Origin of the sequence: Enterobacter sp. Res13-Sevr-PEC09-46, assembly GCF_015672585.1 — a bacterium.
Lineage (GTDB): Bacteria > Pseudomonadota > Gammaproteobacteria > Enterobacterales > Enterobacteriaceae > Enterobacter > Enterobacter hormaechei_C.
In genome coordinates, this window is record NZ_JADABR010000020.1 from 540,727 (window position 1) to 552,160 (window position 11,434).

The 11,434-nt window shown below is 52.3% G+C and carries 13 protein-coding genes, 1 pseudogene and 1 riboswitch; of the genes and pseudogenes, 6 read left to right on the top strand and 8 right to left on the bottom strand.

Translation table 11 applies throughout. The annotated features are described in order from the left end of the window. The first annotated feature begins 40 nt into the window (after nt 1–40). The 4 genes from manY (at nt 41) to mntP (ending at nt 3,185) form a co-directional block, all read left to right on the top strand. Complete coding sequence (manY, locus tag IMQ56_RS16170) at nt 41–841, top strand: PTS mannose transporter subunit IIC (RefSeq protein WP_003859914.1); 801 nt, start codon at nt 41–43, stop codon at nt 839–841. 12 nt (nt 842–853) lie between these two features. Then, nucleotides 854–1,705, top strand: a complete 852-nt coding sequence (locus IMQ56_RS16175) for a PTS mannose transporter subunit IID (RefSeq protein ID WP_045911197.1) — start codon at nt 854–856, stop codon at nt 1,703–1,705. Nucleotides 1,706–1,759: 54 nt separating this feature from the next. Continuing rightward, the gene (locus IMQ56_RS16180; protein ID WP_015570303.1) at nt 1,760–2,218 is read left to right on the top strand and encodes a DUF986 family protein; all 459 of its coding nucleotides are present in this window, start codon (nt 1,760–1,762) and stop codon (nt 2,216–2,218) included. Nucleotides 2,219–2,416: 198 nt separating this feature from the next. After that, a riboswitch (yybP-ykoY riboswitch) is annotated at nt 2,417–2,617 on the top strand. 1 nt (nt 2,618) lies between these two features. Next, a complete protein-coding gene (gene mntP, locus IMQ56_RS16185; protein WP_023296797.1) occupies nt 2,619–3,185 on the top strand; it encodes a manganese efflux pump MntP in 567 nt (188 codons plus the stop codon). Here the strand turns inward: mntP and rlmA are convergent. The 6 genes and pseudogenes from rlmA to mgrB form a co-directional block, all read right to left on the bottom strand. Then, nucleotides 3,182–3,997 (bottom strand): 23S rRNA (guanine(745)-N(1))-methyltransferase, encoded by an 816-nt coding sequence (gene rlmA, locus IMQ56_RS16190; protein ID WP_063151613.1) that lies wholly within the window; start codon nt 3,995–3,997, stop codon nt 3,182–3,184. The genes mntP and rlmA overlap by 4 nt on opposite strands. A 39-nt stretch (nt 3,998–4,036) precedes the next feature. Then, nucleotides 4,037–5,782 (bottom strand): peptidoglycan glycosyltransferase FtsI, encoded by a 1,746-nt coding sequence (gene ftsI / locus IMQ56_RS16195; protein WP_047733781.1) that lies wholly within the window; start codon nt 5,780–5,782, stop codon nt 4,037–4,039. A gap of 216 nt (nt 5,783–5,998) precedes the next feature. Beyond that, nucleotides 5,999–6,208, bottom strand: a complete 210-nt coding sequence (cspE, locus tag IMQ56_RS16200; RefSeq protein ID WP_001062678.1) for a transcription antiterminator/RNA stability regulator CspE — start codon at nt 6,206–6,208, stop codon at nt 5,999–6,001. 12 nt (nt 6,209–6,220) lie between these two features. Beyond that, nucleotides 6,221–6,365, bottom strand: a pseudogene (locus IMQ56_RS16205) (DUF2627 domain-containing protein). Between the two features lie 669 nt (nt 6,366–7,034). Next, nucleotides 7,035–7,322 carry a YebO family protein gene (locus tag IMQ56_RS16210; protein WP_017693259.1) on the bottom strand — a complete coding sequence of 96 codons (288 nt, stop codon included), beginning with the start codon at nt 7,320–7,322 and terminating at the stop codon, nt 7,035–7,037. A gap of 74 nt (nt 7,323–7,396) precedes the next feature. After that, on the bottom strand, nt 7,397–7,540 hold the full coding sequence (gene mgrB, locus IMQ56_RS16215; protein ID WP_003859906.1) for a PhoP/PhoQ regulator MgrB: 144 nt from the start codon (nt 7,538–7,540) through the stop codon (nt 7,397–7,399). A gap of 160 nt (nt 7,541–7,700) precedes the next feature. On the opposite strand from mgrB, the gene IMQ56_RS16220 reads away from it, so the two are divergent. Continuing rightward, the gene (locus tag IMQ56_RS16220; protein WP_017384332.1) at nt 7,701–7,940 is read left to right on the top strand and encodes a YobH family protein; all 240 of its coding nucleotides are present in this window, start codon (nt 7,701–7,703) and stop codon (nt 7,938–7,940) included. A 63-nt stretch (nt 7,941–8,003) separates the two neighbouring features. Here the strand turns inward: IMQ56_RS16220 and kdgR are convergent, their stop codons facing one another. Beyond that, nucleotides 8,004–8,795 (bottom strand): DNA-binding transcriptional regulator KdgR, encoded by a 792-nt coding sequence (kdgR, locus tag IMQ56_RS16225; protein ID WP_015570299.1) that lies wholly within the window; start codon nt 8,793–8,795, stop codon nt 8,004–8,006. A gap of 178 nt (nt 8,796–8,973) precedes the next feature. Here kdgR and IMQ56_RS16230 point away from each other — a divergent pair, with 178 nt between their 5' ends. Then, nucleotides 8,974–10,347 carry an MFS transporter gene (locus tag IMQ56_RS16230; protein ID WP_039270566.1) on the top strand — a complete coding sequence of 458 codons (1,374 nt, stop codon included), beginning with the start codon at nt 8,974–8,976 and terminating at the stop codon, nt 10,345–10,347. Between the two features lie 51 nt (nt 10,348–10,398). On the opposite strand, the gene htpX is transcribed toward IMQ56_RS16230, so the two are convergent. Then, nucleotides 10,399–11,280: a protease HtpX gene (gene htpX, locus IMQ56_RS16235; RefSeq protein ID WP_015570297.1), complete on the bottom strand. Its 882-nt coding sequence runs from the start codon at nt 11,278–11,280 to the stop codon at nt 10,399–10,401. Nucleotides 11,281–11,434: the final 154 nt, after the last annotated feature.

Below are 11,434 nucleotides of genomic sequence, written 5' to 3' on the forward strand. Positions count from 1 at the left end.
CCGGTTTTTCATATAGAGCTTATGTAATAGGAGAAGTGCAATGGAGATTACTACTCTTCAGATTGTGCTGGTGTTCATCGTCGCATGTATTGCGGGTATGGAGTCCGTACTTGATGAATTTCAGTTCCACCGCCCTCTGGTGGCCTGTACGTTGATTGGCGCCGTTCTCGGTGACATGAAAACCGGTATCATCATCGGTGGTACTTTGGAAATGATCGCCCTCGGCTGGATGAACATCGGTGCGGCAGTTGCGCCAGATGCCGCGCTGGCGTCCATTATTTCAACCGTTCTGGTTATCGCTGGTCATCAGAGTATTGGTGCCGGTATCGCGCTGGCCATCCCGCTGGCCGCAGCGGGTCAGGTGCTGACCATTATCGTCCGTACTATTACCGTTGCCTTCCAGCACGCGGCGGATAAGGCGGCCGAAAACGGCAACCTCACCGCGCTCTCCTGGATCCACGTTTCTTCCCTGTTCCTGCAAGCGATGCGTATCGCAATCCCTGCGGTTATCGTGGCGATTTCTGTCGGTACCAGCGAAGTTCAGGGCATGCTGAATGCGATCCCTGAAGTGGTTACCAGCGGTCTGAATATCGCCGGGGGTATGATCGTGGTGGTCGGTTATGCGATGGTCATCAACATGATGCGCGCAGGCTACCTGATGCCATTCTTCTACCTCGGTTTCGTTACCGCTGCGTTCACCAACTTCAACCTGGTTGCGCTGGGTGTGATTGGTGCGGTGATGGCGATTCTTTATATCCAGCTCAGCCCGAAATACAACCGTGTCGCGGGTGCCCCTGCGCAGGCTGCTGGTAACAACGATCTCGATAACGAACTGGACTAACAGGTGAGCGAAATGGTTGATATGACAAAAACTACCACTGAGAAAAAACTCACTCCGGGTGATATTCGTGGCGTGTTCATCCGTTCTAACCTGTTTCAGGGTTCATGGAACTTCGAACGTATGCAGGCGCTCGGCTTCTGCTTCTCCATGGTGCCGGCCATCAAACGCCTGTATCCGGAAAACAACGAAGCACGCCGTCAGGCAATTAAGCGTCACCTGGAATTCTTCAACACCCATCCTTATGTTGCGGCGCCTGTTCTGGGCGTGACGCTGGCAATGGAAGAGCAGCGTGCGAACGGGGCTGAAATCGACGATGGTGCCATCAACGGTATCAAAGTTGGTCTGATGGGGCCGCTGGCAGGCGTGGGCGACCCGATCTTCTGGGGTACCGTGCGTCCGGTCTTTGCGGCGCTGGGCGCCGGGATCGCCATGAGCGGCAGCCTGCTCGGTCCTCTGCTGTTCTTCATCCTGTTCAACGCGGTGCGTCTGCTGACCCGTTACTACGGCGTGGCGTACGGCTATCGTAAAGGGGTGGATATCGTTAAGGATATGGGCGGCGGCTTCCTGCAAAAACTGACTGAGGGGGCGTCAATCCTCGGCCTGTTTGTAATGGGGGCGCTGGTTAACAAGTGGACGCACGTGAACATCCCGCTGGTGGTATCGACGATCACTGGTCAGGATGGTCAGACGCGCGTTACCACCGTGCAGACGATTCTGGACCAGCTGATGCCGGGCCTGGTACCGCTGCTGTTAACCTTCGCCTGTATGTGGCTGCTGCGTAAGAAAGTGAACCCGCTGTGGATCATCGTTGGCTTCTTCGTCATCGGTATCGCGGGCTACGCCATCGGCCTTCTGGGTCTGTAATAAAATGCGTTACCGACCGGGGGCTTGCCCCCGGTCTTTTTATCTGGAGGATGAATGACTGTCACGGACACCGTACTGGTTTTATTTATTGTTGCCCTTCTGGCTTACGCGATCTATGACGAGTTCATTATGCCTCGCCGCCACGGCGAGACGCTGCTGACCCTTCCCCTCTTACGCCGTGGACGCATTGATGCGTTTATCTTCGCCGGTCTGGTAGTCATCCTGATTTACAATAATGTGACCAGCCACGGCGCAATATTAACCACATGGTTATTATGTGCGCTGGCATTAATGGCGATTTACCTGTTCTGGATCCGCTCGCCAAAACTCATTTTTAAAAAACACGGATTCTTCTTCGCCAATGTCTGGATAGAATATAACCGTATTAAAGAGATGAATTTATCCGAAGACGGGGTTCTGGTGATGCAATTAGAACAACGCCGCCTGCTCATCCGGGTCAAAAATATTGATGACCTGGAAAAGATCTACAAATTACTCGTTAAAACTCAATGAGTTAATATTATAGCATCGGCTATATATTGTATTATTCTTAAACCAGCAATATAGCCGGTGCTATATCTCCTCTGTTAATTGCCTTATATTTGTTAACGATATTTTCACGCATAAATCTAAATGAAAATCGTTATCAATATAGTGGCTATATAAAGCCATCTTCGTTGTTGTTTTATATTCTCAAAATATGTTAAGGTTGCGCCCGTCGTTGGGGAGTAGCCGATTTCCTGCCTGCGGGAAATGTACGTGTCAACATACTCGTTGAAAAACGTGGCGCGTACGGATCGTTTTCAGCACACTGACTGTGCCAAAAGCGATCAGGCGAGACCATAGATACATCAACTGCTGTTTACTGGGGGCAGTGATGTGTCATATGGATATCCCCGGTCTGGACGCTCTTATGAATATCTCCGCTACGATCCTTCTGGCTTTTGGCATGTCCATGGACGCATTTGCCGCCTCTATTGGTAAAGGTGCCACCCTCCATAAACCTAAATTTTCCGACGCCCTGCGTACCGGTCTCATCTTTGGTGCTATCGAAACGCTGACGCCGCTTATCGGCTGGGGTCTGGGGATGCTCGCCAGCCAGTTCGTGCTGGAGTGGAATCACTGGATTGCTTTCGTGCTGCTGGTGTTCCTCGGCGGACGCATGGTGATTGAAGGCTTTCGTGGTAACGGCGATGAAGATGATGCGCCGCTGCAACGCCACGGCTTCTGGCTTCTGGTGACAACCGCCATCGCAACCAGCCTGGATGCAATGGCCGTGGGTGTCGGTCTGGCGTTTTTGCAGGTCAATATTATCGCCACCGCGCTGGCGATTGGCTGCGCCACGCTGATCATGTCAACGCTGGGGATGATGGTGGGTCGGTTCATTGGCCCGCTGTTAGGCAAACGAGCCGAAATTCTGGGCGGTATCGTGTTGATCGGGATTGGTGCCCAAATCCTTTGGGCACACTTCGCGGGTTAACCTTCGCGCTGCCAGCAATGGATGCTGAAATCCGTCTGGCAGCGAAATTCTGTCTGCGCTGCCAGCGTTTCCCACACCTCTGGTTTTGCCCGCCATGCAAACGGCGTCATTTGCAGTAACGCCACCGCTTCACTTCCCTGCAACGTCATTTCATACGCTACTGACTGCGCCTGCTTTAACGCAAAGCCCGCCAGCTGTTCAGAGTGCGGCGCATGCAGGTGAACTTCATCATAGATCAGCCCTTTTAACTCCAGCAGATGACGCGGCCCTGGCGTGACGGTGATAACCCAGCCGCCAGGCTTAACGACGCGCGCCAGCTCCTCTGCCTTGCACGGCGCATAGATACGCACCACGGCGTCCATACTCGCTTCTTCAAACGGCAGGCGGTGGCTGGAGGCCACGCAGAACGTTACCGCTGAGTAGCGTTTGGCTGCCGCACGGATAGCCACTTTCGACACGTCCAGCCCGAAAGTTTCGGCACCCTTCTCAGCCGCCACGTCAGCAAACGTGGCGGTGTAGTAACCTTCGCCGCAGCCGATATCCAGCATGGCGGATGCGCCTTCTGTCAGATATTGACGGAGTAAGGCGACAACGGCATCCCTGAGCTGTTGATAGTGCCCGGCATCGAGAAACGCCCGGCGCGCCTGCATCATCTCCGCACTGTCACCCGGGTCCCGGGAGCGCTTATGTTGTACCGGCAGAAGATTTACATAGCCCTCTTTCGCCCGGTCAAACTGATGTCCCTGTGGACAGATAAACGTTTTCTCCGCGCGCGTCAGCGGCGCGTGGCAAAGGGGACAACTGAAAGACATGACAGCTCCAGGGCGTAAACCAAAAGGCGAAGTGTACCGCTATTCGCCAGGGTTATAAACGGCTGGGTGACGCATCACGATCAGATGGTCAGAATCTGCCGGCAGCCCGTCTGGCTTCACGTTTTCCAGGCGCAGGACGTTACCCATAATTTCGCTGAACACGGGCGCAGAAACGGCCCCGCCATAGTAGGCACCGTTTTGCGGATCGTTGATCACCACCACCAGCGCGAAACGGGGATCGCTGGCAGGCGCAACGCCTGCGGTATAGGCGACGTATTTATCCACATACTTACCATGTTCATCGATTTTTTTGGCCGTCCCGGTTTTTATCGCCACGCGATAGTTACGCACCGCCGCTTTGACCCCGCCACCGCCGGGTAACGCAACGCTCTCCATCATATGTTCCACCTCGTGAACAATTTCCTCGGGCATCACCCGCTTGCCAATCACCGGCGGGTCAATACGGGTGATGGACAGAGGCCGTTCAATGCCGTAGCTGCCGATGGTGGCATACACATGCGCCAGCTGGAGGGGGGTTACCATCAGGCCATACCCAAAGGCAAAGGTCGCCCGATCTAACTGACTCCAGAATTTTCGCTGCGGCAGTAAACCTGCGCTTTCTCCCGTTAAACCAAGCCCGGTACTCTCGCCAAAACCAAAGTTTTTATAGGTATCCAGTAACCGTTGCACGGGCATCGCCAGCGAAAGACGGGATACGCCTGTGTCGCTGGATTTTTGCAAAATCCCGGTCATCGTCAGCTCGGGGTAGTAGCCCACATCACGAATACGATGACCATCAATGGTGTAGGGATGCGTGTCTATCACGCTGTCAGGCTGTACCAGCCCCTGCTGTAGCGCCGTCATCAGCACCAGAGGCTTAACGGTCGAGCCAGGTTCAAAGGTGTCGCTGATCGCGCGATTGCGAAAATCATCCAGCGTTGCCCCTTCCCGGTTATTGGGGTTGAAGTCGGGGAAGCTCGCCATTGCCAGAATTTCGCCCGTCTGGATATTAATCAGCACCGACGCGCCTGATTCGGCTTTGTTCCACGCTACGGCATTATCCAGCGCGTCTTCGGTGATAGTTTGCAGGCGTTCATCGATACTAAGCTGGATATTATGTGCAGGTACGGGAGCCACCTCCGTAAGGTTCTCCACCACATGTCCGTAGCGATCTTTCCTGACCAGCCGCACGCCTGCCTTCCCGGTAAGCTGCGTGTTAAAGCTTTTCTCGACGCCCTCAATGCCCTGACCATCAATATTGGTGAAGCCAATCAGGTTCGCCGCCACGTGCCCGGCAGGATAAAAGCGGCGGGACTCATCGCGAAGGTTGATACCGGGGAGACGCAGCTTATCGATCCACTTTGCCTGGGCGGGATCAACCTGACGGGCCAGGTAAATAAATCGCCCGTGCGGGTTACTGTTAATTCGCGATGCGAGCGTGCTCAGAGAAAGGTGTAAGGCATTTGCCAGGGCCTGCCAGCGCGAGTCAAAACCGATCCCCCCTTTTTCCAGCACTGTTTTGGGATCGGCCCAGACGGCCTGGACGGGTACGCTCACCGCAAGGGGTCGCCCTTCACGGTCAACAATCATCCCACGCGGGGCGTCTATCGCCACTTCGCGCAGGGAGCGCATATCCTCCTGCTTCACCAGATTATCCGGTTTGATAATTTGTAGCCACGCTACGCGGCCCAGCAGAAACGCAAGGCTACAAAAGATGGCGAGACACAGAAGTGCAAAACGTGCCGGAGTAAAATTTCCGGTGGTGGTTATTGTCTTTTTTTTCACCTTAACCCCAGGGCTGTTAATCAACGCCCTGATTTAACGAGAAAAGCGGATAATAAGGCGGGAAAACAATGCTAATAATCTCGCGGGTTTGCAACAAGATAATAACAGAGGAGGATTACGTAATATTTTGAAAAATAAGCGAATAAAAAAGCCCCGCATTGGCGAGGCTTATGTCTGAGATCGAAGCGCTGAGCGCTTCAGTCAGCAGTGATTCGATCAGATAGCAGTTACGTTAACCGCAGCTGGGCCTTTCTGGCCATCCTGAATTTCGAACTCAACGTTCTGGCCTTCAGCCAGAGTTTTGAAGCCGTTACCCTGGATTGCAGAGAAGTGTACGAACACGTCTTTGCTGCCGTCAGCAGGAGTAATGAAACCAAAACCTTTAGACTCGTTGAACCACTTAACTTGACCTTTAATCTTTGCCATTTGCAAAATTCCTTAGAGTGTTTTCTTAGCCCGCGGGCTTTGACATAGATAAAACTGAGACATTACTGCTTGAGGCACTAATATAAGGTTCGGCAGAGAAGCGGTATTCAACGACAACGTGTTTACTCAGGACTTCTTTACTGAAAATGCCACACATAAACAGAACTGTACCTCGTTTGACCCAAAACGTGTTATCACACACAACGTTTAATATGGCAAGCCATTTTTAAACGTGTCTCGATCCGCCGCACAAATTCAGACGTTACTCCATAACAATCTGCACAGTTATGCGAATTGTCAAATGAAGCGCCACCTGACCTCACTGCCCGCAGGGTGCGTTGACGCGCCCTGTAATCAAAGACTTTTTAAACATAGCTCAATCATTTCAAAGCGTCCATCCCAATCCCAGAATTTCTTTAAAGGAATGACTGAGTTAGAACATTTTGTGAAAAGTTATGCTGAAAACATTGCAACGCACCAACATGTGTCAGGGAATATACGATGTTAATTACATTTTGCTAACTGTATTAAAAACCACCATTTAATAAGTGTTATTCTGCACCAAAATAATGAAATTTTTATGACTCTGCCTCAAAACAAGGCAAGCAAAACGTTTCGATAAAAATAAAACACTTCAGGAAAGATCAAGCACACTATTTATTCAACGAAACTGAATTTGTTAAATAAGGATAAATATTCGCCAGTTTTCAGTGTGCTAAAACATAAGTTAACTGCTGCTTAATTAAATGCCGGGAAGTTGTGGGATGCATTTGATAAGGGAGGGGATTTACGCCGTACGTCAGGCCACCTCCCCGCTCCGGGCAGACTATCGTTCAGCTACCAGGCGAATGAAGTCTTCCTCGTCTTGTTGTTGAGCAACAGCGTCCTTCGGTACCGCTTTCTCCTCCGGCTCGTTGGCTTCGCACAAACGACGCAGCAGCGCAGTCTGCCGTTTCTGCTGATCGAGCAATGCTTCCAGCAGCTCAATCTGCTCGTTTGTGCGGGAGCTGGCGCGGTTAACGAAAAACCACAGCACCAGCCCAACGACCAGCACCACCAAAGACATTACCAGGGATGCAATGCTCAGCAGCCCCGAATTCAGTAACTCACCCATTTCACCACCTCAGTAAAAACCGCCATTTTACCACTGCCGCCGCGTAAGGACATCACTCAGCGTAAAAATGGTCTCTACCAGGGGATAAACTTATTGATTGAACAAATGCCGCTAAAGAACTGTACATCCTGATCGCACATCACATTGATAGTCTGCGTCCACAGCACCACGCATGCTATCAACACTATAATCAGAATTACCCAGCGTATTTTTTTCACTCCACACTCCGTCTTATGACCTGATACAGCCAGGTTATCACGGTTATCTTAAACAGGGGCTAACTGTACCTTCAACAGACGCTTTTCGGAATCGTGCACTTGTTTCACTGCGTAAAGCCGTTACGCTTACTCTATGACAACAAAGAAAAAAGAGGCAACGATGCGTTTACTTATTCGTACAGTAATTGTACTGGCCATTGTCTGGATCGGCCTGTTATTAAGTGGGTACGGCGTATTAATGGGGAGCAAAGAAAATGCCGCGGGTCTGGGTATCCAGTGTAAATATCTTACCGCCCAGGGGATAAGCACGGCTCAGTACATCCATTCCGACAGCGGGATCATCGGGTTAACCAACTGTCCTGTGCTGCGTAAATCATCTGTTGTGGTTGATAACGGTTAATCCGCGTTGAATTTCGCTTACAGAAACGCCGCAAAAGTGCGGCGTTTCTATTGGTGGCGTCGATCAGAACGGATAATCGTTATAGCCCATCTGCTCTGAAATTTTGCGCGCTGCGGTATGCAGAATCGCCACATATTCATGAAGACGCTCTTCAGAGAAACGCAGCGTTGGGAACGAAATGCTCAGGCCGGCAATGACAACGCCGAAGCGGTCAAACACCGGCACACCGATGCAACGCAGCCCCTCTTCCTGCTCTTCGTTATCTTCCCCGTAACCCTGCTCACGCACTTTATCCAGCACGCTCAGCAGTTCTTCCGTACTGGTAATCGTGCGGTCGGTGCTGCGTTTGTACTCCACCCCGTCAAGGATTTGCTTCACCTCTTCGCGATCGCGCCAGGCCAGCAGTACTTTACCAATTGCGGTGCTGTACAGCGGGTTACGACGACCGATGCGTGAATACATGCGCAGGTTGTACATGGAGTCAATTTTGTGGATGTAAACAATGCTGTCTTCATCCAGCGCACCGAGGTGAATTGTCTCTTTCGTCAGTCGTGAAAGTTCACGCATCTGAATGTCAGCGCTGCGGATCAGATCCACGTTCTGCAAGGCACGGGCGCCCAGTTCAAACAGTTTCAGGGTCAGAGAATATTTTTCTGATTCTCCTTCCTGCGCGACATAACCCAATGATTTCATCGTCTGCAAAAAGCGATAAACGGTGCTTTTCGACATCATCACACGCTGCGACAACTCTGTAATACCAATTTCACGCTCTTCTCCGAGCGCCTGCAAGATGCCAAACACCTTCAGCACGGAAGAAACAGAATCTGGCTGCTTATCCAAATCTGCGATTGCCATTTATCACCTCATGGAGAGTGTTTTATAAAAATCAGAACCGGTTTTTATTATAAATTCGTGTGATGCGTGCTGCAATCTATCTGGGTTTACTTCGTTACAAATCTGCGACATAAAACCGAAATAACGATGCTAAAATAGTTACTCTGAAAATAATTTCACGCTGAGTCATTCTTTCCCCATGCAAAAAAACGTTTCTGATGGCCTGCCCTTACCGCAGCGGTACGGGGCAATTGCCACTATTGTCATCGGTATTTCGATGGCTGTCCTTGACGGTGCGATTGCCAACGTGGCTCTTCCTACCATTGCCAAAGACCTTAATGCTTCGCCGGCAAGCTCCATCTGGATTGTGAACGCGTACCAGATAGCGATTGTGATTTCCCTTCTGTCACTCTCTTTCCTGGGCGATATGTTTGGTTATCGCCGGGTTTACCAGTGCGGGCTGGTGGTCTTTACCCTCACCTCGCTCTTCTGTGCCCTTTCAGATTCACTGCACACCCTTACGCTGGCGCGTATCGCGCAGGGCTTTGGCGGCGCGGCGCTAATGAGCGTGAACACGGCCCTGATACGGCTTATTTATCCTCAACGCCACCTGGGGCGCGGCATGGGCATTAACTCCTTTATTGTGGCCGTGTCGTCCGCCGCCGGCCCAACGATTGCCGCCGCCATCCTGTCCGTTGCCTCGTGGCAGTGGTTGTTTGCCATTAACGTGCCGCTGGGCATTGTGGCGATCTTCTTCGCCCTGCGCTATCTTCCGGAAAATGGTCCGAAAAGTACCATGCCACGTTTCGATCTGCCCAGCGCCGTGATGAACGCGCTGACTTTTGGCCTGCTAATTACGGCGCTGAGCGGATTTGCGCAGGGACAGTCTCTGTCGCTCATTGCCGCAGAAATCGTTGCCATGCTTATCATCGGCTTTTTCTTTGTACGACGTCAGCTGGCGCTGCCCGTGCCGTTACTGCCGGTGGATTTGCTGCGTATTCCGCTGTTTTCGCTATCCATTTGTACCTCCATTTGCTCGTTCTGCGCCCAGATGCTGGCGCTGGTTGCGCTGCCGTTCTTTTTGCAGAGCGTGATTGGCCGTTCAGAAGTGGAGACAGGCTTGCTGCTCACGCCCTGGCCGCTGGCAACCATGGTGATGGCCCCGCTGGCCGGTTACCTTATTGAGCGCGTCCATGCCGGGCTTCTGGGGGCGATTGGGCTGGTTGTCATGGCGGTGGGACTGTTTTCGCTGGCGCTCCTGCCCGCCTCGCCGGGGGATCTGGATATTATCTGGCGCATGATCCTGTGCGGGGCCGGTTTTGGTCTGTTCCAGTCCCCTAATAACCACACGATTATCACCTCTGCCCCACGTCATCGCAGCGGTGGCGCCAGCGGGATGCTGGGCACGGCAAGACTGTTAGGGCAAAGCACCGGGGCCGCACTGGTGGCGTTGATGTTTAACCTTGCCGGGCAGAATGCGACACACGTTGCGCTGATTACCGCAGGGACCTTGGCGACCCTCGCGGCTGTCATTAGCGGCCTTCGCGTCACCCAGCCAAAGGCGCAGGCATAAAAAAACCGGGCGGAGAATGGCTCCAGCCCGGTTCTTTTCAACCCGATTACGTTACTTCAGGTATTCCCCGCTACGCAGCGCTTCAATACGTTTATCCAGCGGCGGGTGAGACATAAACAGCTCGCTCAGCGACTTTGATTTGCCGTTGATGCAGAAGGCCATCATGCTGTTTGCTTCCTGCGGCTCGTAGCTGGTTTTCAGTCGTTGCAGCGCAGCAATCATCTTTTCACGACCCACCAGTTTCGCGGAACCGGCATCCGCGTGGAACTCACGATGACGGGAGAACCACATGGTAATGATGCTTGCCAGGATACCGAACACCAGCTCCAGCACCATTGAAACAGCAAAATAGATCAGCGGGTTGCCGTTGCTCTCTTCACCCTCATCACGGTTGCCACCCATAAACCCGGCAGCAATCTGTGCCAGAATACGAGAAATAAAGATAACGAAGGTGTTCACCACGCCCTGGATCAGGGTCATGGTGACCATATCGCCATTGGCGATATGGCTGATCTCGTGAGCAATAACCGCTTCCGCTTCGTCACGGCTCATGTTTTGCAGCAGGCCGGTACTGACGGCCACCAGGGACGCGTCACGACGCGCACCGGTAGCAAACGCGTTAATATCTGGCGCGTGGTAGATGGCTACCTGCGGCATGGCAATGCCCGCCTGCTTTGACTGCTGAGCAACCGTGCTCATCAGCCACTGCTCCATATCGTTACGCGGTTGCTCAATAACTTCACCGCCCACGGATTTCAGTGCCATCCACCTGGACATCAGAAGTGAAATGAAAGAGCCACCGAAACCAAACAGCAGCGCCATAATCAACAGACCCTGAACGCTGCTCGACTGAATTCCCGTCAGGCTTAGCACCAGCCCGAATACCACCATCACCGCCAGGTTGGTGAGCAGGAAGAGCGCGATTCGCATCATAATATTCTTTTAACCTCAGTTTAACAAAACGCACTATGCGATTACCCACATCGTATGGGTATTACGGCTATTTTCAAGCATCCAGACGGCGTAAGTCACCAGAAAGACACAACTTTACACAATTGGAAATCTGCCTGACGGAAGGAGGAGGTAC

Coding starts and splice junctions, on each gene's coding strand:
- IMQ56_RS16220 (WP_017384332.1), top strand. CDS start 7,701: ATGCGTTTACTTATTCGTACAGTAATTGTACTGGCCATTGTCTGGATC.
- mntP (WP_023296797.1), top strand. CDS start 2,619: ATGAATATCTCCGCTACGATCCTTCTGGCTTTTGGCATGTCCATGGAC.
- cspE (WP_001062678.1), bottom strand. CDS start 6,208: ATGGCAAAGATTAAAGGTCAAGTTAAGTGGTTCAACGAGTCTAAAGGT.
- IMQ56_RS16175 (WP_045911197.1), top strand. CDS start 854: ATGGTTGATATGACAAAAACTACCACTGAGAAAAAACTCACTCCGGGT.
- kdgR (WP_015570299.1), bottom strand. CDS start 8,795: ATGGCAATCGCAGATTTGGATAAGCAGCCAGATTCTGTTTCTTCCGTG.
- rlmA (WP_063151613.1), bottom strand. CDS start 3,997: ATGTCTTTCAGTTGTCCCCTTTGCCACGCGCCGCTGACGCGCGCGGAG.
- IMQ56_RS16210 (WP_017693259.1), bottom strand. CDS start 7,322: ATGGGTGAGTTACTGAATTCGGGGCTGCTGAGCATTGCATCCCTGGTA.
- IMQ56_RS16230 (WP_039270566.1), top strand. CDS start 8,974: ATGCAAAAAAACGTTTCTGATGGCCTGCCCTTACCGCAGCGGTACGGG.
- IMQ56_RS16180 (WP_015570303.1), top strand. CDS start 1,760: ATGACTGTCACGGACACCGTACTGGTTTTATTTATTGTTGCCCTTCTG.
- htpX (WP_015570297.1), bottom strand. CDS start 11,280: ATGATGCGAATCGCGCTCTTCCTGCTCACCAACCTGGCGGTGATGGTG.
- manY (WP_003859914.1), top strand. CDS start 41: ATGGAGATTACTACTCTTCAGATTGTGCTGGTGTTCATCGTCGCATGT.